Genomic DNA, 18,518 nt, shown 5'->3' on the forward strand with positions numbered 1-18,518 from the left:
CTCCTCAGCCATTGGCCTGGTTGCCGCCGGCTGCCTGCTTGATGGCGGCCTGGACGCGGTTATAGGTGCCGCAGCGGCAGATATTGGTAATCTCGCCACGGATATCGGCATCGCTCGGCTTCGGGTTGGCGGCCAGCAGCGCGGCGGCGGCCATGATCATCCCCGACTGGCAGTAGCCGCATTGCGGCACGTCGAGCGCCACCCAGGCCTTCTGCAGCGGGTGGCTGCCATCGGGCGAGAGCCCTTCGATGGTGACGATCTTCTGGTTCTCGTCGAAGGCCGAGACGGGCATGGAGCAGGAGCGGGTGGCGACACCGTCCACATGCACGGTGCAGGCGCCGCATTGCGCGACGCCGCAGCCGTATTTGGTGCCGGTCAGCCCGACCTGCTCGCGGATCGCCCAGAGGAGGGGCGTGTCGTCCTCGACCGCGATCTCGACGACGCGCCCGTTGATATTGAGCCTGGCCATTCCGCCCTCTCCCGCTTTCGCCGATCAGCCTAGCGGGGGAGGTGGCGCGGGGCCAGGATGTTGCAACGGGGCGGTCAGGCCGCCTCTTCGGTCACCGCCACATAGGGCAGGCGCTTCACCCGGTCCATGTTGACGCCCTCGATCCGCAGCAGGCGGGTCGGGCCGTCGCGGCGGGGGGAATGCAGCTCGCCCGGCTCGTAGAGATAGGCATCGCCCGGCTGCAGCCGGTAGTCGCGTACCGGCTTCGCCTTGCCGGGCGTGGTCTCGGTCGGGCGGGCGAGGCACTCGTAGTCGGTCATGATCGTCTCGCCCTCGGCCTGGCCATAGATCGCCCAGGCGGGGCCATGGTCATGCGGCGTGCTGTTCTTCGCCCCGACATAGGCATGGGCGAGGATGGCAAAGCCGAGCTCCGGGTCCTCGTAGATCACCTTCCGCTCCGGCGTGCCCTCGGGCAGGATCGAGGCAACGAATTCGCGGTCCTGCAAGGCCTTCTGCACCAGCTCGCAGACCGCGACCCGTCCCTCGGTGCCGGGATGGGACTTCAGGGCGTCGTGGCAATCGGCGGCGAATTGCTCGAGCGTCAGGGCCATGGCCTGGCCTCCTTGCGTGTGATGGACCGACGGACGGTAATCCCCGCGCCGATGGTGTCAACCGTGCCGGTCCCGGCCGGGCGATTGCGACGATGCGATGAAACATCAGCCTGGAAGCCGCTCCGCCCGTGTACGGCATGGGCGGGTCGGCCATAATCTCCGGCCCCGACCGCAGACCGCAGGGTACCCGCATGACCGACCCCCGCCTCGCCCGGATCGAGGACCTGCTCACGCTCAAGGCCGACGGTCAGTACGGCCTCGCCGAGATCAACCAGCGCCAGCACGCGCTGCAATCGGCTTGGCTGGCGGAGCGGCAGGGCTGCCCGCCCGCGCTGATCGCCGCCGCGCTGATGCACGACATCGGCCACCTGGTCCACGACCTCGGCGAGAATCCCGCCGAGGCGGGCGTCGACGACGAGCATGAGGCGGTGGGCCACGCCTTCCTCACCCGCTGGTTCGGGCCGGAGGTGACGGAGCCCGTCCGCCTCCACGTCGCCGCCAAGCGCTACCTCTGTGCGACGGAGAGCGACTATTTCGGCAAGCTCGCCCCGGACTCCATTCGCAGCCTGGAGCTGCAGGGCGGCCCGATGTCGGCCGAGGAGGTGGCCGCCTTCCGCGCCATCCCGGAAGCCGAGGCGGCCGTCCAGCTCCGCCGCTTCGACGAGCAGGCCAAGGTCAAGGGGCTGGAGACGCCCCCCGTCACCCACTTCATGCCCTTCGTCGCCGCCTGCATCCGTCAGCCCGGATAGGTTTCCGCCCGGATCGCCGAGAGCCAGGGCAGCTCCATCCCTTCGGGCAAGACGAGGTTGGTCTCCACCTCGTCCTCCAGCAGCCGGTGCAGCAGCGCCCCGGTGCACCGCTCGCCCGGCAAACCGTCCTGCGGCAGGTCGACGACGAAGGAGGCCGGCGGCGCCCAGGCATAGCGCACCGCCCCGCGCTGGAAGCCGTGGTGCAGGTGCAGATGCCCAGAGGCCACCAGCCGCAGCCCGGGATGCTCCAGCACCGGCGCCAGCGCCGCCCGCGCATGCGGCGGCACCGACCAGTAGTCGAAGGTCGGGTCCTCGGGCTCGGTGATAAAGACCGGCTTGTGCAGGAAGAGGGCGACCCGCCGCTCCGTCGCCGCCGCCTCGGCAATGAAGCCGGCCTGCGCCGCCTCCGCCTCGAGGCCGGTGCCCATGATCTCGGTATCGAGGCCGATGATCCGCCAGCCCGGCACGTCCCGCATCCACCAGTCCGGCCCCACCACGCGCCGGAACCGGTCGAGCCGCGCCGCATCCACCGGCTGCGCCGGCATGGTGCGGGCATGGCTGCCGACATCATGGTTGCCCGGGATGGCGAGCAGCGGCACCCCGAAGCCTCGCAGCGTTTCCACCGCGAGCGCCAGGTCCTCGTCCCGGTCCGCCCCATCCAGCGACAGGTCGCCGCTGGCGATCAGCAGGTCGGGCCTCTCTGCCTCCGCCCAGTCCCGCAGCCGCGCCAGGTTCGTGCGGAACAGCCCGTTCCGCGGCGAGAGATGCGCGTCCGAGATCTGCAGGATGGTGAACATCAGGTTCCCCGCCGTGGCAGCAGCCGGCGCACCTCGGCCGCCATCTCGGGCAGCACCTGCTCCGGCGTCGCCCGTTGTTCCACGATGCGCGCCGTGTTGTCGACGATCACCTGCGTCACCCGCACGCTGTTGGCACCGGGGAAGGCATACCACGGGATCGAGATCGGCACCTGCTTCACCGCCGTCGTGTAGAGCGGGTTGTCGCGGTAGAACTCGCCGAGCCAGCGCGGGTCGTCGATGGCGATCTGGTTCATCGGGATGTAGCCTGTGTTCCGCGCCATCAGCGCCGTCCCCTCGGGGCTCGTGGAGAAGCGGAGAAATTTCCACGCCGCCTCGCGCTTCGCCGGGTCCTTCGCCGTCAGCATCCCCGCCGCGCCGCCGGTCGGCAGCCGCCCCTTCTCCGCATCGATGACCGGCATCGGCCCGGTGCGCAGCTCGAAATTGCGACCGACCTGCTGGATCGCCCCGCGCAGCACCGCCGTTGTCCAGTACATCATGCCGAGCTTGCCGGCGGCGAAGGCCTGCTGCGCCGCATCGGTGGTGAGGTTGGGCATGCCGCCCTCCTTCACCATGCGATCGATCAGCCTGAGGCTCTCCAGCCCCTCGCGCCCGGCGAAGCCGATATCGCGCTCATCCTCCGTCAGCATCCGCCCGCCATGGCCGAAGAGCAGGGCGGAGAACATCCAGTCATCGCCCATCCAGCGATAGAACATCCCCTCCGTCCCGTCGCCGAGCGCCTCGATGCGGCGGGCGAGGGCGATATGTCCGTCCCAGTCCGTCGGCATCCGGTCCGGGTCGCCGCCGGCGCGCCGCACCAGATCCGCATTGTAGAAGCAGACGGGGTTGGAGGCGGCGAAGGCCAGCCCCGCCTGAAACCCACCGAAATGCCCGAGCGCCAGCAGGTTCGGCGCATAACCGAGCGAGGCCGGGTCGCCCTCGGCTTGCAACAGCGGCATCAGGTCCTGGGCGATGCCGCGCTCGGCGAAGAGCCGCAGCCGGTTGAAGCCCTGGTAGGTGAGATCCGGCATCCGCCCCGCCGCCTGCTGCCGCAGGATGAGCTGCATGCCCTCCTCGTAGTTCGGCGTGGTGACGAACTCGACCTGGATGTTCGGCTCGCGCTTGGCGAAGGCCGCCGCGATCGCGTCGTAGCTTTCCTTGTAGATGAAGGGCTGCGCGTAATGCACGGTGATGGAGACCGGCGCCTGGGCGCGGCCGAGGCGCGGCGCGGCGAGCGCTGCGGTGCCGAGCGCGAGCGCCGCGCGGCGGGTGAGGGTGGCCATGATTGTCTCTCCTCGTCAGCCTTTGAGTCCGGTGGTGGCGATGCCTTCCACGAAGCGGCGTTGCGCCAGCAGGAAGGCGAGCACGAGCGGCAGCGTCATCAGCACCGCCGCCGCCATCATCGCGCCGAAATCGTCTCCCGCCTCCTCGGAGCGGAAGTAGAGGACGCCGAGCGCCGGCGTCGCATGCTCGTGCCCCTGCACGACGATCAGCGGCCAGAACAGGTCGTTCCAGTGGCTGACGACGGAGAAGATGGCGAAGGCCGTCGCCGCCGGCCAGGCATTGGGCAGCACCACGCGCCAGACGATCGACCACTCCCCCATGCCATCCAACCGCGCCGCATGCAGCAGGTCATCCGGCAGCGCGCTGAAGAACTGGCGGAACAGGAAAATGGCGAAGGCCGAGATGGTGAAGGGCGCGATCAGCGCCGTATAGCTGTCGAGCAGCCCCATCCCGCTCGCCGCGACATAAAGCGGCAGCGCCGGCACATGCGGCGGCACCAGCAGCCCCAGCATCACCGCGCCGAAGGCGATTCCCCGTCCGGGGAAACGGAGCTTGGCCAGCGCATAGCCCGCCGGCACCGCGAAGAGCAGCTGGAAGAGGAGGATGCCGCCGCAGACGACGACGCCGTTCCAGAGGTAGTGCAGCACCGGCACCCGGGCCAGCACCTTGCCGTAATTCTCGGCGGCCGCGAACTGCTCCGGCCAGATCGAGAGCGAGGCGCGGAAGATCTCGCTCACCGGCTTCACGCTCGCCGCCACCATCCAGAGATAGGGCATCAGCACCAGCACGCCGAGCAGCGCCAGCACCGCGATCCGCGCCCTCATGCGTAATGCACCCGCTTGTCCAGCACCTGCGTCTGCACCCACATCAGCGCCAGCACCACGGCGAGGAAGACGAGGGTGATGGCGGCCGAGTAGCCGAGCCGCAGGTAGGTGAAGCCCTGCTGGTACATGGTGAACAGCAATACCTCGGAAGCCTTGTTCGGCCCGCCCTGCGTCAGCACCGCCACCGTGTCGAAGACGCGCAGCGAGCGGATCATGCTGATTGTCAGCACGAAGAGAGTCGTCGGCCCGAGCAGCGGCCATGTCACCAGCCGGAAGCGGTCAAACCCGCCCCGCGCCCCATCCACCTCCGCCGCGGCATAGAGCTCGCGCGGAATGGCAGTGAGCCCCGCCATGAACAGCACCATGTTGAAGCCGATGCTCTCCCAGACGCCGATGGCGGCGAGGCTCAACAGCACGGTATCGGAGGACGACAGCCAGAAGGGTGTCCCGAGCCCCATCGCCCTGAGCGCCGCATTCACCGGCCCGATGGTCGGGTGCAGCAAGTACTGCCAGGCCGCCGCCATGGCCACGGTGAGCGAAACGACAGGCAGAAAGAACACCGCCCGGAAGAAAGCCCGTCCCTTCGCTCCTGCTTCCACCAGCAGCGCGAGCCCCAGCCCGCCGAGGATAGAGATTGGCGTCACCAGCCCGACATAGACCAGCGTATTCCGCACCGAGACACCGAAGCCCCGGTCCGCCAGCATCTCGCGGAAATTATCGAGCCCGATCCAGCCCAGCGCCGTCGCCCCCAACTCGTAATCGGTGAAGGCCAGCAGCACCGTCGCCAGCGTCGGCAACAGGAGCAGCAGCAGATAGGCGATGCCTGCCGGTAGCGTCATCAGCGCCCCGGCCACCGCCTCCCCGGCGAGGCGCCTCATGCCGGCACCAGCGCGGCATCCGCCCGCGACGCCACCCGCCGGCCATCTGCCCCGAACAGCAGGGCTCGGCCCGGTGCGAAGCCAAGCTTGAGCGCCGCCCCCGGTTGCAAGCCCTCCCGCGCCTCCGGCGCCAGCCGCGCGATCAGCGGTGTCCCGTCCGGTGCGTGGCGCGCATGCAGCAGCAGCCCGTCGCCGAGGAATTCCAGATGCTCGGGTACCGCCGGCAGGCCCGCTGGCGCCGGCCGCAGCGCCTCCGGCCGCAGCGCCAGCGTCAGCGCCCCTCGCGCCTCGGTCCGGAGGCCGGCCGGCAGGCCGGCGACGGTGACGCGCCCCGCCGCATCCGCCTCCGCCGCCAGCGTGTTGATGCGCGGCGAGCCGATGAAGCCCGCGACGCGCAGATCGGCCGGGTCGGCATAGATCGCCTCGGGCGAAGCCACCTGCAACAGCTCGCCCCCCATCATGACGGCGACCTTGTCGGCCATGGTGAGCGCCTCGGCCTGGTCGTGCGTGACGTAGAGCGTGGCCACGCCCGCCGCGCGATGGATGTCGACGATCTCGCGCCGCGTCTGCACGCGCAGCGCCGCGTCGAGATTGGAGAGCGGCTCGTCCATCAGAAAGGCCGCGGGCCGGCGGACCACCGCCCGCGCCAGCGCCACCCGCTGCCGCTGCCCGCCGGAGAGCTGCCCCGGCCGCCGGTCCAGCAGGGCCTCCAGCCCGAGCGGCGCTGCCGCCCGCACCACCTCCTCGTCGATCGCCGCCCGCTTCGCCCGCGCCCCCGGCAGCAGCCGCCCGAGCAGCGGCATCCGCTCCGGCGCCGAGAGCCGCCGCATCGCCAGCGGCACGGCGATGTTCTCCCGCACCGTGAGATGCGGGTAGAGCGCATAGGACTGGAACACCATGGCGATGTCGCGCTCGGCCGGCCGGAGCCGCGTCACCGGCCTGTCACCGATCACGATCTCGCCAGCATCCGCCGTCTCGATCCCGGCGATGATGCGCATCAGCGTCGTCTTGCCGCAGCCCGATGGCCCGACCAGCGCCACGAACTCCCCAGGCTCCACCGTGAGCGACACGCCCCGCAGCACCGGCGTGGCGCCGAATTGCCTGACCACGCCGCTGATGGTGATGCCTGCCACGCCTGCCCCTTCGCCTTGATTGCGGGGCCGGCTCTAGTCGCGCCTGGTGACAGTGGTGTTCCGTTTCGATGAAAAATATGTGTCAGCCCGCTTGACCGGCCCTGCCGAACGGATGAGCCTGGGCAAGGTCGGATCACGGATGCCGCATGGACCGCCGCACCTCGCCCCGCTCCAGCCTCTACCGCGCCCATCGCCTGGTGGCCCGCGGCGCCGCGCCACAGGGCTGGATCGTCTCCATTCACCCGCCCGGCGGCCAGCCGCGCGCGGTGTTGCGCAACACGGTGCCCGCCGGCCTCGCCATCCTCATCGAGGAGGCGAAGCACCAGGTCGACCGCCGCCTCGACGGCCCGGAATGGCAGCGGGAGCCCTAAAGCAGACTCCGATCAGATGGAATCATCTGATCGGAGTAATTTGCTCGTAAAAACAACAAGCTAGAGCGGGGCCCGTGAGCCGGCGCGAACGGAAACGCTCTAGCAGCCTGTCGGATTTGCACTTGGTGTCAGGCCGAGGGTTGAGGCGCGATCAGGCTGCGAGCCGCAGGTTGTGGAGCCTGCGGCAGTTGTAGGCGAGGGCGACGAGGGTCCACTCGCTGGTGACCTTGGCGAGGCCGCGGAGGTGGAAGCGGGTGAAGCCGAGGGCTGACTTGATGGTGCCGAAGACGGGCTCGACGGTCTGCTTGCGACGGGCGTAGCGGGCTTTGGCATTAGGGGTTTCGAGCTTGGCCACCATGGCGAGGCGCCAGGGCTCGGTGATGCGGCGTGGCGTCCTGGGCTGGGGTGGCGGCCGGAAGTCGTAGGCGCGGTGCGGCTGGGTCCGGCCGATGGCGACCAGCGGCTCGATCCCGTGCGCCTCGAGGGCGGCAACTGCCTCGCCTGAGGCGAAGCCGGTGTCGGCGAGGACGGTCTGTGGCAGGCCGATGCCGCCCTCCATGCCGAGGATGGTTGCGGCAAAGCTCGGCGCATCGGCCGAGGTGGCGACGACGCCGGTGGCGAGGATCAGCTGCGAGCCCTCGGCGCAGACCACAGCCTGGGCGTTGTAGGCCTGGCGGTACTCATGGGCGTCGGAGCGGCGCATCAGCGCGCTGTCGGGGTCGGTGAGGTTGGACTGCCGCTCGGGCGGCGGATCGTCCTTGGGCGGCTTGGGCGGGCGGCCCCGCCGGCCCGTCTTGGCCTCGTAGGCGGCGCGCTTGGCGTCATACTCGGGTCGGGCGGCCTCGGCTTCGGCACGGGCCTCGGCCTCCAGCCGGGCGCAGGCGGCATCGAGCTTGGCCTTGAGCGCCTCGCGCCTGGCGATCTCAGCGGGCAGCGCCTGCGGGTCGGGCTGGGCCTCAGCGTCGGCCGCCTCGGCGCGGTTGGTCAGGTCGGTGATGTCGGCAGCGAGCCTGACGCGCAGCGCCTTGGCGCGGTCATACCGCACCGAGCGGATCTTGGAGGCGTTGGCGTCGAGCTTGGTGCCGTCGATCGAAACCGTCCCGAGCCGCAGCAGGCCGCTCTCGCGCGCCAGCAGCAGCACCTGCAGGAAGGCCGCCTCGAAGGCAGCGCGGTTGGCCCGGCGGAAGGCGGCAATGGTGTCGTGGTCGGGGTGCAGGTTCGCCGCCACGTAGCGCACCCCAATGTCGCGGTGGGTCGCCCGCTCGATCCGCCGCGAGGAGAAGATGCCGTTCGCATAGCAGTAGATCAGCAGCGCCAGCAGCAGGCGCGGGTGATACTGCGCCTTGCCGCCCGGGATCGGCCGCACCGCAAAGGCGCCGAGCGGCACCCGGTCCACCGCCGCCACTACGAAGTGCGCCACGTCGTCCGCCGGCAACCAGTCCTTGGCATCCGGCGGCAGCAGAAAGGCCTGCTCGCGGCTGAACGGAATGAACCCTGTCATGCCCGCCAGATTCGCCCATTTCAGGCCAGATGGGAATCCGACAAGCTGCTAGCTCCCGATCTCGCCCCCGCCCCGCCGGGTGATGGCGATCACCGAAGGCCGCGGCGGCATGCCCTCCTGGAAGTCCGGCCAGCGCGTGCTCGGCCGGTCGTAGTTGCTGCCCGGGTCCTCGCCAGGATGCTGGATGGCGAGGAAGATCGTCTCCCCGTCCGGCGTGAAGCACGGCCCACAGACCTCCGCCCCGGTCGGCGCCTGGTAGAAGAGCCGCGGCAGCGCCCGCCCGTAGCCGCCCGTATCCGCGGCATAGAGCCCGTCCGCGATGCCCGCCGCTGCCGGCGCGCCATCGGTTGCGATCCACATCCGCCCATGCTTGTCGAAGGCGCAATTGTCGGGGCAGGAGAGCCAGCCCTGGTCGCTCGTCGCCCGGTGGTAGCGCGCCCCCGCATCGAGGCCCGGCTTGCCGGCAAGCAGGAAGATCTCCCACCGGCCGGTCGTCGCGGCATGGTCGACGCGCCCCGTCCCGGCACCGGGCGGGATGATCTCCACCACATGCCCATGATCGTTGGCTGGCCGTGGATTGGCCGCGTTCAGCCGCTGCGCCGTGCGGGAGCCGTTGTTGGTCAGCATGGCATAGACCCGGCCCGTCGCCGGGTTCGCCTCGACGTCCTCCGGCCGGTCCATGGGCGTCGCACCCAGCAGATCGGCCGCGCGCCGCGTCTCGATCAGCACATCGGCCTGGGAGTGGAAGCCGTTCGCCGCCGTCAGCGGCCCCTCGCCATGCACCAGCGGCAGCCAGGCCAGCGTGCCGTCATCCTGGAAGCGGGCGACATGGAGCGTCCCCTCGTCCAGCAGGTCGCGGTTGGCCGCCGCGTCGCCCGCGACGAAGGGCCGGGCGGTGACGAATTTGTAGATGTACTCGTAGCGCTCGTCATCGCCCATGTAGACCACGACGCGCCCGTCCGCGCTGATCGCGTGGTTGCAGGCCTCGTGCTTGAAATGCCCGAGCGCCGTCCGCTTCACCGGCACCGAGTTCGGGTCGTAGGGATCGAACTCCACCACCCAGCCGAAGCGGTTCGGCTCGTTCGGCTCACGATCGAGGTCGAAGCGCGGCTCGTAGCGCGGCCACGCATAGTTGGCCTCGGCAATGATGCCGTAGCGCTTGTAATGGTCCCGCTGCGCCCCCGTCGTCGCCGCCGCGCCGCCGAAATAGACGTTGAAATTCTCCTCCGCCGTCAGGACTGTCCCCCAAGGCGTGTTGCCGCCCGAGCAGTTGTTGAGCGTGCCCAGCACCCGCGTGCCGGTCGGGTCGGCGCCCGTCTTCAACCGCTCATGTCCCGCGGCCGGGCCGCTGATCCGCATCGGCGTTTCCGCCGTGATGCGCCGGTTCAGCCGCCCGTCGCGCACCGGCGCCCAGCGCCCGTCCTGCCGGCGGATCTCGACGACGGAGAGGCCATGCGCCGCCCGCTCCACCGCTGCCTGCTCGGCGCTCGCCTTCTGCGCCGCGGCCCGCCCGGCGCCGAGCCCGGCGAACATCAGGTTGGTGTTGGTGTATTCGTGGTTGACCACCAGCAGCCCGTGGTCGCTCGCCGCCGAGCCACGCGGCAGCGGGAAGAAGTCGAGATAGTCGTTGTTGTAGCCGAATTGCTGCGCCTGCGCCGCCGCGGTCTGCGCCGCCGGGTCGAAGGGGGGCGCATCGGCCAGCACCGGGTCGCCCCAGCGGATCACGGTCTGGGTCTCATAGCCTGCGGCCACCGCGTCGCGCTGGCTCATCCGGTGGGACAACTCGCCGAAGCCGAGGCTCGACGGCCCCGCCGCCTCGGCCAGGGCCGGCCCAGCGGCGGCCAGCGCCGCGGCGGCCGTCGCCCCGGCCAGCACCCCACGGCGCGAGAGCCGCCGCCCGGCGATCTCGGCCAGGGTCTCGCGCAGTTCCGGGTTGCTGCCGATATCCTCGATCTCGATGAAGTCGGGCTCGTCGAGCGGCGGCATGATGTCCCTGTCCCTTCTGGTCATGGCCGATGAGCTAAGCGCACCTCGAAAAAGCAGAATGACGCCTGGATGAAAATTTTGCGTCATTCCCATGGCCCTTGCCGAGCAGCCTGCCTCGGTTACACTCCGCCGCCGATTTCCAAGAGGGAAACGCATGGCGGCACCCCGCATCGTGCTGGTGGAGGATGACGGTTTCCAGCGCCAGCTGGTCACCGACTACTTGGCCCAGCATGCCCTGCGCCCGGTGCCCGTCTCCTCCGGCGCCGAGCTGAAGCGCATGGCCGAGCAATCCATGCCCGACCTCGCCATCCTCGACGTCCAGCTCGGCGAGGCGGAGGATGGCTTCGCCCTGGCCCGCTGGCTGCGCGGCCGCTCGGCGCGCATCGGCATCCTGATGCTGACCTCGGCGGGCGACATGGTCGACCGCGTCGTCGGCCTCGAATCCGGCGCCGACGACTATGTCACCAAGCCCTTCGAGCCGCGCGAGCTGCTCGCCCGCGTCCGCGCCCTGCTGCGCCGCACCGCCGGTGCCGCCGCCCCGCCGCCGGCCAAGGTGTCGGAGGTCCGCGTCGGCACCTGCATGCTGGACCTGGAACGCCGCCTGCTGGTCCGCCCCGACGGCAGCGAGGATGCGCTGACCGCCAGCGAGTTCGACCTGCTGAAGCTCTTCGTCAGCCATCCCAACCGGCCGCTCACACGAGACTGGCTGCTCGAATCCAGCTCCCACCGCGAGGCGGACGCCTTCGACCGGGCGATCGACAACCGCATCCTCCGCCTCCGCCGCAAGCTGGAGGCCGACCCGGCCAAGCCGGAGGCGATCCGCAGCGTCCGCGGCGTCGGCTACATGTTCGTCCCGCCGCGGGACTAAGCTTCAGCGTCCCGCCAGCAGCGGCCGCAGCACGTCGGTGACGCCGCCGAGGGTGATCTGCGTGCCGACGCAGAGCATCAGGAAGGCCGCGAGCCGCGAGACCACCCGCGCCCGCGCCTCGCCGAGCAGCCCGGTCAGCCGGTCCGCCGAGGAGTAGGCCAGCCACACCGTCACCGCGACGGCGACGGCCGCCGCCGAGACCCCGGCGAAGAAGGGCAGGATCGCCCCCACCCCGCCCGGCGGCCGGTTGGCGCCAAGTGCCACGGCCACCGAGATGGTGCCTGGCCCCGTGGTGAAGGGCATGGTCAGCGGGAAGAAGGCATCGTCCGCCGCGCCGGTCGCCTCGCCTGCCTGCTCCTGCTTGCGCGCCTCGATCGCCTCGGGCGCCATCAGCAGGCTCCAGGCCCGCACCGCCACCACCAGCCCGCCGGCGATGCGCAGCGCCGCCAGCGAGACGCCGAAGAATTCCAGCACATAGGCGCCGAGCCAGAGCGCCCCCAGCATCGTCATCGCGGCATAGAGGCCGATGCGCTTGGCCAGCAGCACCCGCTCCGCATGGGTGCGGTCGGCCGTCACCTCGCTGAAGACCAGCGCCGCGCCGATCGGGTTCACGATGGAGAAGAGCGCCGAGAAGGCGAGGACGAAGCTCTGCACCCCATTGCCGAAATCGGGCATGTCAGGCGGCGGCCAAGGGAAGGGCAGGGAGCATCGCCCTGCATACCATGCCGCGCCGCCGGCGCTACAATCCGGCCCGCGCCGCCTTCAGAGTCTGCGCCAGCAGCGCCTCCATCCCTGCCGCCGCCTGCCGCGCCGCCGTCAGCTCGCCCTCGCGTGCCAGGCTCTCGACGCGCGCCGCCTGCTCCGCCAGCAGCCGCGCCCCGACCATGTGCGAGGCGCCCTTCAATCGGTGCGCCGTGCCCGCCAGCCGGTCCGGCGCCGCCGCGGCCAGCGTCGCCACCTCCTGCTGCGCATTGGCGGCGAAGCTGTCGAGGATGCCCGACAGCCGCGCCGCATCCGCCCCGAACAGCCCGCGCAGCGCCTCCGGGTCGAACAGCGCGCCGCTCACCGTATCCGCCGCCGTCGCCGCCTCGGGGGCCAGCTCCGGCAGCCAGCGGCCGAGGGTGCGGGCCAGCGCATCGAGCGAGACGGGCTTGGAAAGGAAGCCGTCCATCCCCGCCGCATAGCAGCGCGCATCCTCGCCCTTCAGCGCATCCGCCGTCACCGCGACGAGGCCGGTGCGCGGCAGCCCTCCCGCCGCCTCCTCCTCGCGGATGCGCCGGGCGAGGCCGAAGCCGTCGAGCTCCGGCATGTGCAGGTCGAGCAGCAGGATGCCGTGCCGCCGCGCCTGCCAGAGCTTCAACGCCGCCGCCCCGTCCTCCGCCACGTCGGCGGTGAGGCCGAGCACCTCCAGCTGGCGCAGCAGCACCTCCCGGTTCACCGGATGGTCGTCCGCCAGCAGCAGCCGCGGCAGCCCCTCGAGCGTCTGCGGTGCTGCCACGGGACCGGCCGCCACCGCCGCCTCCGCCGTCTCCCCCGCCGCCGCCGGGGCGAGCAGCAGCGTCACCGTGAAGCGGCTGCCGCGGCCCGGCGTGCTCTCCACCGTCACGTCCCCGCCCATCAGCTGCGCCAGCCGGCGGACGATGGAAAGGCCGAGCCCCGTCCCGCCGAAGCGCCGCGTGGTGGAGCTGTCGGCCTGGGCGAAGGGCTGGAACAGGCGGAGCTGCGCCGCCGCATCCATGCCGATGCCGCTGTCCTCCACCGCCAGCACCACCTGCACCCGCCCGTCCGGCTCCGGCCGCGTATCCGCCATCACCCGGACAAAGCCGCGCTCGGTGAATTTCAGCGCGTTGCCGAGCAGGTTGAAGAGGATCTGCCGCACCCGCGTCGGGTCACCCGTCACCCAGTCCGGCCCCGGCCCCGCCGGGTCGGTGAAGATGGCAAGGCCCTTGGCGCGGGCCTGCGGCACCAGCGTCTCCACCATGCCGTCCACCAGGCTGCGCAGGCTGAAGGGCAGCGCCTCCACCTCCAGCCGCCCGGCATCGATCTTCGAGAAATCCAGGATGTCGTCGATGATGCGCAGCAGCGACTGCGCGCTCTCCCGCATCACCGCCAGCGCCCGGCCCTGGTCGGCCGAGAGGCCGGAGCGTTCCAGGATCTCCATCATCCCGAGCACGCCGTTCATCGGCGTGCGGATCTCGTGGCTCATGGCGGCGAGGAAGGTCGCCTTGGCCCGCGCCGCCGTTTCGGCCGCGTCGCGCGCCGCCTCGGCTTCGCCCTTGGCGGCCAACGCCGCCTGTTCGTTGAGCTTCAAGGCCGTCATGTCCCGGCAGGTGGCGAGGATCTGGCCGTTGGGGAGGGTGCGGAACTGGTTCTCCACCCATTTGCCGTTCGGCATCAGGCGCAGCGGCATCGGCCCGATGCTGGCCTTCACCGTCGCCCAGCGCTCCTCCACCACCTCGTCCTCCGGCCGGTCGAAGCCGAATTCGCCGTGGCGGTAGCGCCAGCGCTGCACTGCCTGATGCGAGGAGCCGCGCTGCATCAGCTCCTCCGGCAGGCCGAACAGGGAAGGGGCCTTGCCATTGGTCTCGACGATGGCGCCATCGGGGTCGAGCAGGATCACCGCGTCCTGCAGCCCGTCCAGCACGCGGCGGAGCAGGGCGCGCTCCGCCTCCAGCGCCTCCTCCTGGTCTTTGAGGCGGGTGATGTCGCGGAAGCAGGTGAGCAGCCCGCCATCCGGCAGGGGCAGCATGTTGAACTCGATCCAGTAGCCGCCGGCGGTCTTGCGGACATAGCGGTTGCCGCCCGGCTGCAGCATGGTCTGGGCGCGCTCCTCCACCAGCGCCTCGAGCTCCGCCGGGTCCTCGGGCGGCGGCCCGAAATCGCCGCGCAGGGCCTGGAAGCGGAGGATGTCCCGCCCGCTCGCGCCCGGATGCGCGATCTCAGGCGGCAGGCGGAGGAAATCCATGAGCTGCCGGTTGGCGATGCGCCAGCGGTAGTCCTTGTCATACAGCATCACGCCATCGGCCAGATTGTCGATGACGGTGCGCAGCGTCGCCCGCTCGGCCTCCAGCGCCAGGGCGCTCTCGCGCATCTCGGTGATGTCGCGGGCGACGATGCAGAGCTTGCCGTCCGGCTGCGGATGGTAGTGCAGCTCGATCCAGCGGCCATTGGCGAAGCGCTGCGCCAGCCGCTTGTGGCCGGGCGAGGTGAGGGCCAGCCAATGCATGGCGACCTCGGCGTCCTCCGGCCGGTCCCGGCCGAAATCGCCGCGCCGGACCATGTAGCGCAGCGCATCCTGGAAGCGCGCCCCGGGCCGGCCGAATTCCGGCGGCAGGCCGAGCACCGCATCCTCATGCCCGTTGGTTTCGAGCAGGGTACCGTCCGCATCGAACAGCATCACCGCATCGCCGAGGCTGGCCAGCAGCCGCCGTGCCTGCGCCCGCTCCGCCTCCAGCGTCGCCTGCGCCTCCTTCAGCGCGGTCACGTCGCGGATGATGATGAGCAGATGGCCGTCCCGCCGCGGCCAGAAATTGTATTCCGCCCAGACCCCGTTCGGCATCAGCGCGGTGAAGGTGAGGTCGCCGGCGGCCAGGATCTCGGCCCGCCGCCGCGCGACGAAGGCGTCCTCCGCTTCCTCGAAGCTGTAGTCGCCGCGCTGGTACATGTAGCGCAGCACGTCCTGATGGGTGCAGCCCGGCTGCACCAGCTCCGGCGGCAGGTCGAGCAGCCGGCCGGAGCGGTCGGTATTCTCGAGGATCACCCCGTCAGGGTCCAGCAGCACGACGCAGTCGGTGACGTAGCGCAGCAGCAGCTCGCTGCGGCTGCGCGCCGTGGCGAGGCTTTCCTCCGCCTCGTGCTGCCGGGTCACGTCGCGGAACAGGGCGAACCGGCTGCCGTCGGCCAGCACCTCCACCTCGACCTCGAGATGCCGCTCATCCGGCGTGGCCCAACGGGCGGAACCGCCGGCCGGGGCCTCGAAGGGGGCCCGCGCCGGTCCGATCGAGGCGCCGAGCAACGAGGCCAGCGCCTGGCCGCGGAAGGGCCGCAGGGTCAGCCCCAGCACCGTGGCGAGGGCCGGGTTGGCAATGCGCAGCGTCAGGTCCGGCTCGAACACGCCGATGCCGGCCTTCATCCGGCGCAGCAGGGCAGGCAGCAGCAGCGAGGCCTCGGCGGGGTCCATCAGATCCTGCGTCGGGGCATGGTCGGGCATGGACGTCATTGGACGCCTTATGCGTCTCATGGCGGTCCCATCGTCGCGGAAGAATTGTCGCGTCTGTCGCACCCGGCAGGGATCACGCCGCGACTCGCCGCAGGAGGCGCCCGGACCGGGCCTCCGTCGCCCCGCCCGCCTCCGTATGGGCCGTCTGCCCGTTGACCCAGACCTCGGCGATGCCCGCCGCCGGCTGCCGCGGCTCGGCGAAGGTCGCGCGGTCGGCGATGGTCGCCGGGTCGAACAGCACCAGGTCGGCGAAGGCCCCGGCGCCAGCACCCCGCGCCCCTCGAGGCCGAAGACCGCGGCCGGCCGGCCGGTCATCTTGTGGATGGCCGCCTCCACCGGGAAGAGGCCGAGATCGCGCCCGTAATGCCCGAGCACCCGGGGGAAGGTGCCCCAGAGCCGGGGGTGCGGGTGCTTCGCCAGCGGCCCGCCATCGCTGCCGATCATCGCCATCGGGTGGGCCATGATCCGCTGCACGTCCTCCTCCGCCATGGTGTGGAAGATGCCGCTGGCCGGCAAGAGGCGTGCCGCGGCCGCCTCCAGCGGGACGCCCCATTCGGCCGCCACCTCGTCCAGCATCCGCCCCGCCATCTCCGGATGGGGCAGGGAGGCGGCGATCCGCACCGGCACGTCCGCCCGCGGCTTGCGCGCGGCGAGCGAGGTGGAGGAAGCGGCATATGGGTAGACATCGAAGGCCACCGCCTGCCGCCGCGCCCCAGCCTCGATCGCGGCCAGCGTCTCCCGCGACCGGCCGTGATTTTCCGGCATGGCGCATTTGTGGTGGCTGATGACCACCGGCACCCCGGCCGCGGCGCCGATTGAGAGCGTCTCCTCGATGCTGTCCAGCACCCCCTCCGCCTCGTTCCGCATATGGGTGACATAGAGTCCGCCATGCACCCGCAATGCCTCGGCGACGGCGATGACCTCAGCGGTCGGGGCGTGCCGGCTGGGGGCATAGAACAGCCCGGTCGAGAGCCCCGCCGCTCCCTCCGCCAGCGCCTCGGCAAGCTTGCGGCGCATCGCCTCCGCCTCGCGGTCCGTCGCCGGCCGGTCGAGGTCCCGCCCCATCGCCCCGAGGCGGAGCGACATGTGCCCGATCAGCGCGAGCGTGTTGACCGCGGCCGGCTCCCGCCGCAGCCGCTCCGCATAGGCGCCGAAACTATCAAAGATCCACCACTCCGGCGCGCAGACCTGGTCGAGCGGCGCCGGCGGCCGCTCCGCCATCGGCACCGGCGAGAGGCTGATGCCGCAATTGCCGACCACCACCGTGGTCACCCCCTGCGAGGTCTTGCAGGCCATGCAGCGCGGCCCGCACAGCACCGCCTGGTCGTCATGCGTGTGCGCGTCGATGAAGCCCGGCGCCACCGCCCGGCCTGCCGCCATCACCTCGCGGTCGGCAACGGCCGCGGAAAGGTCGCCGATGGCCGCGATCCGGTCGCCGCTGACGCCGAGATCACCCCGCCGCGCCGGCCCGCCGGTGCCGTCGATCAGCATGGCGTCGCGGATGATGAGGTCGCAGCGCAGGGCCATGGTCGTCACTCCCGAGGTGGTGAGCTTGGCGCGCCCGCCCGGGGCTGCCAAGCTGCCGCGATCCGGGAGCTGCCCCACCGGCCATCGCGTCTCCTGGGGCGTGCGGAGGATCCAGGATGCCCATGCAGCCACGCGACCGAGCCGCCTACTCCGCCATCGTCGACCGGCCTCCGCTCCGCCTGCCCGGCGAGGCGCGCGTCGCCGTCTGGACCATCGTCAACCTCGAGGCCTGGGACATCGGCAAGCCCATGGCCCGCCAGGTGCTGCCGGCCCCGACCGGCCAGGTGCTGCTGCCGGACGTGCCGAACTGGTCCTGGCACGAATACGGCATGCGCGTCGGCGTCTGGCGCTTCTTCAAGCTTTATGAGCGCCTCGGCATCGCGCCCACGCTCTCGATCAACGCCCGCGTCTGCGAGGATTACGAGCGCGTCGCCCGCCAGGCGTTGGAGGCCGGGTGGGAGTTCATGGGCCATTCCTGGGAACAGGGGCCGATCCACAAGGAGCCCGATCAGCGCGCCATGATCCATCGCTCGATGGATGCGCTGGAGCACTTCACCGGCACCCGCCCCGTCGGCTGGCTAGGCCCAGGCCTCACCCAGACGCTGGAAACGCCGGAGCTGCTGGCCGAGGCTGGCGTGCAGTACATCGGCGACTGGGTCTATGACGACGAGCCCACCACCATCCGCACGGAGCGCGGCCCGCTTGTCACCTTGCCCTACACGGTGGAGCTGAACGACATTCCGATGATGCTCGTCCAGCACCATGAGAGCGACTACCTGCTGAAGCGCGCCATCGACCAGTTCGACCGGCTCTACGAGGAGGGGGCAGAGCGGGCGAAGATCATGTCCATCGCCATCCACCCTTACATCTCCGGCCAGCCGCACCGGATCAAATACCTCGAACGCTTCTACGACCATGTGGCGAAGCACAGCGGCGTGCTGCACTGGAACGGGGTGCAGCTGCTGGACTGGTACCGGTCTCAGGCCCTGGCCTGAGGTCGCTGCCGGCCTTCCTCAGAAACCCGCCGCCCATTCCCCATTGCTGACCGGCCGGCGGCGGACGACCCTTGCCCTGCCGGCGCTGGCCCGGCCCCTGCCCGCATAGGCATCCCGCCCGTGCTGCCGGTTCTTGTCCCTGACAAGGCAGTAGACCAGGAAGACGAGAATGAGGGCGAAATAGGTAGCGATACCGAAAGTAAAGAGGTGAAGCAGGGCTGCCATCTTGATCTCCGTTCCGAGACCCATTTTTGAAACACCAGGCGCCTGACACAACCTACAAGTTTGCGATTAAGCGTATTTAATGCGTATACGGATCATGCCGCGGCC

Annotated in this window: 16 protein-coding genes; 4 read left to right on the forward strand and 12 right to left on the reverse strand. The window is 70.7% G+C overall.

The window, feature by feature from the left end; genetic code table 11:
- Positions 1 to 4: 4 nt before the first annotated feature.
- Both LH62_RS09520 and LH62_RS09525 read right to left on the reverse strand, forming a co-directional pair.
- Positions 5 to 469: a (2Fe-2S)-binding protein gene (locus LH62_RS09520; protein WP_043360815.1), complete on the reverse strand. Its 465-nt coding sequence runs from the start codon at positions 467 to 469 to the stop codon at positions 5 to 7.
- Between the two features lie 74 nt (positions 470 to 543).
- The gene (locus tag LH62_RS09525; RefSeq protein WP_052214053.1) at positions 544 to 1,059 is read right to left on the reverse strand and encodes a hypothetical protein; all 516 of its coding nucleotides are present in this window, start codon (positions 1,057 to 1,059) and stop codon (positions 544 to 546) included.
- Between the two features lie 191 nt (positions 1,060 to 1,250).
- Between LH62_RS09525 and LH62_RS09530 the strand changes: the two genes are divergently transcribed.
- Entirely contained in the window at positions 1,251 to 1,808 is a 558-nt protein-coding gene (locus LH62_RS09530; protein ID WP_043360816.1) for a phosphonate degradation HD-domain oxygenase, read from the forward strand.
- Here LH62_RS09530 and LH62_RS09535 read toward each other — a convergent pair.
- The 5 genes from LH62_RS09535 to LH62_RS09555 are packed head-to-tail and all read right to left on the reverse strand — an operon-like array spanning position 1,796 to position 6,721.
- A complete protein-coding gene (locus LH62_RS09535) occupies positions 1,796 to 2,605 on the reverse strand; it encodes a metallophosphoesterase (protein WP_043360818.1) in 810 nt (269 codons plus the stop codon). The two genes, LH62_RS09530 and LH62_RS09535, sit on opposite strands and share 13 nt — an antisense overlap.
- On the reverse strand, positions 2,605 to 3,885 hold the full coding sequence (locus LH62_RS09540; RefSeq protein WP_043360820.1) for an ABC transporter substrate-binding protein: 1,281 nt from the start codon (positions 3,883 to 3,885) through the stop codon (positions 2,605 to 2,607). Before LH62_RS09540 ends, LH62_RS09535 begins: the two co-directional genes overlap by 1 nt.
- A gap of 15 nt (positions 3,886 to 3,900) precedes the next feature.
- Positions 3,901 to 4,710: a carbohydrate ABC transporter permease gene (locus LH62_RS09545; protein ID WP_043360821.1), complete on the reverse strand. Its 810-nt coding sequence runs from the start codon at positions 4,708 to 4,710 to the stop codon at positions 3,901 to 3,903.
- Positions 4,707 to 5,588 (reverse strand): carbohydrate ABC transporter permease, encoded by an 882-nt coding sequence (locus LH62_RS09550; protein ID WP_043360823.1) that lies wholly within the window; start codon positions 5,586 to 5,588, stop codon positions 4,707 to 4,709. The genes LH62_RS09545 and LH62_RS09550 overlap by 4 nt, the downstream gene beginning before the upstream one ends.
- Positions 5,585 to 6,721, reverse strand: coding sequence for an ABC transporter ATP-binding protein (locus LH62_RS09555; RefSeq protein ID WP_043360825.1), 1,137 nt, complete (start codon positions 6,719 to 6,721; stop codon positions 5,585 to 5,587). Before LH62_RS09555 ends, LH62_RS09550 begins: the two co-directional genes overlap by 4 nt.
- A gap of 146 nt (positions 6,722 to 6,867) precedes the next feature.
- Here LH62_RS09555 and LH62_RS09560 point away from each other — a divergent pair, with 146 nt between their 5' ends.
- The gene (locus LH62_RS09560; protein ID WP_043360826.1) at positions 6,868 to 7,092 is read left to right on the forward strand and encodes a hypothetical protein; all 225 of its coding nucleotides are present in this window, start codon (positions 6,868 to 6,870) and stop codon (positions 7,090 to 7,092) included.
- 151 nt (positions 7,093 to 7,243) lie between these two features.
- Here LH62_RS09560 and LH62_RS09565 read toward each other — a convergent pair whose 3' ends face one another.
- Both LH62_RS09565 and LH62_RS09570 read right to left on the reverse strand, forming a co-directional pair.
- Entirely contained in the window at positions 7,244 to 8,593 is a 1,350-nt protein-coding gene (locus LH62_RS09565; RefSeq protein ID WP_043359747.1) for an IS1182 family transposase, read from the reverse strand.
- A gap of 48 nt (positions 8,594 to 8,641) precedes the next feature.
- Positions 8,642 to 10,579, reverse strand: coding sequence for a PhoX family phosphatase (locus LH62_RS09570; RefSeq protein ID WP_043360828.1), 1,938 nt, complete (start codon positions 10,577 to 10,579; stop codon positions 8,642 to 8,644).
- 154 nt (positions 10,580 to 10,733) lie between these two features.
- Between LH62_RS09570 and LH62_RS09575 the strand changes: the two genes are divergently transcribed.
- On the forward strand, positions 10,734 to 11,447 hold the full coding sequence (locus LH62_RS09575; protein WP_043360831.1) for a response regulator: 714 nt from the start codon (positions 10,734 to 10,736) through the stop codon (positions 11,445 to 11,447).
- Between the two features lie 3 nt (positions 11,448 to 11,450).
- On the opposite strand, the gene LH62_RS09580 is transcribed toward LH62_RS09575, so the two are convergent.
- Both LH62_RS09580 and LH62_RS09585 read right to left on the reverse strand, forming a co-directional pair.
- Positions 11,451 to 12,122 carry a MarC family protein gene (locus tag LH62_RS09580; RefSeq protein WP_043360834.1) on the reverse strand — a complete coding sequence of 224 codons (672 nt, stop codon included), beginning with the start codon at positions 12,120 to 12,122 and terminating at the stop codon, positions 11,451 to 11,453.
- Positions 12,123 to 12,186: 64 nt separating this feature from the next.
- Positions 12,187 to 17,271: a PAS-domain containing protein gene (locus LH62_RS09585; RefSeq protein WP_236552518.1), complete on the reverse strand. Its 5,085-nt coding sequence runs from the start codon at positions 17,269 to 17,271 to the stop codon at positions 12,187 to 12,189.
- 44 nt (positions 17,272 to 17,315) lie between these two features.
- On the opposite strand from LH62_RS09585, the gene LH62_RS09595 reads away from it, so the two are divergent.
- Positions 17,316 to 18,188 (forward strand): polysaccharide deacetylase family protein, encoded by an 873-nt coding sequence (locus LH62_RS09595; RefSeq protein WP_082012446.1) that lies wholly within the window; start codon positions 17,316 to 17,318, stop codon positions 18,186 to 18,188.
- 18 nt (positions 18,189 to 18,206) lie between these two features.
- On the opposite strand, the gene LH62_RS09600 is transcribed toward LH62_RS09595, so the two are convergent.
- Positions 18,207 to 18,413, reverse strand: a complete 207-nt coding sequence (locus LH62_RS09600) for a hypothetical protein (RefSeq protein WP_043360841.1) — start codon at positions 18,411 to 18,413, stop codon at positions 18,207 to 18,209.
- Positions 18,414 to 18,518 lie beyond the last annotated feature (105 nt).

Origin of the sequence: Belnapia sp. F-4-1, assembly GCF_000802185.1 — a bacterium.
Taxonomy (GTDB): Bacteria; Pseudomonadota; Alphaproteobacteria; order Acetobacterales; family Acetobacteraceae; genus Belnapia.

What these genes read in the sequence shown, in the direction of transcription:
- LH62_RS09520 (WP_043360815.1), bottom strand. Translation starts at nt 469, where the DNA reads ATGGCCAGGCTCAATATCAACGGGCGCGTCGTCGAGATCGCGGTCGAG.
- LH62_RS09525 (WP_052214053.1), bottom strand. Translation starts at nt 1,059, where the DNA reads ATGGCCCTGACGCTCGAGCAATTCGCCGCCGATTGCCACGACGCCCTG.
- LH62_RS09530 (WP_043360816.1), top strand. Translation starts at nt 1,251, where the DNA reads ATGACCGACCCCCGCCTCGCCCGGATCGAGGACCTGCTCACGCTCAAG.
- LH62_RS09535 (WP_043360818.1), bottom strand. Translation starts at nt 2,605, where the DNA reads ATGTTCACCATCCTGCAGATCTCGGACGCGCATCTCTCGCCGCGGAAC.
- LH62_RS09540 (WP_043360820.1), bottom strand. Translation starts at nt 3,885, where the DNA reads ATGGCCACCCTCACCCGCCGCGCGGCGCTCGCGCTCGGCACCGCAGCG.
- LH62_RS09545 (WP_043360821.1), bottom strand. Translation starts at nt 4,710, where the DNA reads ATGAGGGCGCGGATCGCGGTGCTGGCGCTGCTCGGCGTGCTGGTGCTG.
- LH62_RS09550 (WP_043360823.1), bottom strand. Translation starts at nt 5,588, where the DNA reads ATGAGGCGCCTCGCCGGGGAGGCGGTGGCCGGGGCGCTGATGACGCTA.
- LH62_RS09560 (WP_043360826.1), top strand. Translation starts at nt 6,868, where the DNA reads ATGGACCGCCGCACCTCGCCCCGCTCCAGCCTCTACCGCGCCCATCGC.
- LH62_RS09565 (WP_043359747.1), bottom strand. Translation starts at nt 8,593, where the DNA reads ATGACAGGGTTCATTCCGTTCAGCCGCGAGCAGGCCTTTCTGCTGCCG.
- LH62_RS09570 (WP_043360828.1), bottom strand. Translation starts at nt 10,579, where the DNA reads ATGCCGCCGCTCGACGAGCCCGACTTCATCGAGATCGAGGATATCGGC.
- LH62_RS09575 (WP_043360831.1), top strand. Translation starts at nt 10,734, where the DNA reads ATGGCGGCACCCCGCATCGTGCTGGTGGAGGATGACGGTTTCCAGCGC.
- LH62_RS09580 (WP_043360834.1), bottom strand. Translation starts at nt 12,122, where the DNA reads ATGCCCGATTTCGGCAATGGGGTGCAGAGCTTCGTCCTCGCCTTCTCG.
- LH62_RS09595 (WP_082012446.1), top strand. Translation starts at nt 17,316, where the DNA reads ATGCAGCCACGCGACCGAGCCGCCTACTCCGCCATCGTCGACCGGCCT.
- LH62_RS09600 (WP_043360841.1), bottom strand. Translation starts at nt 18,413, where the DNA reads ATGGCAGCCCTGCTTCACCTCTTTACTTTCGGTATCGCTACCTATTTC.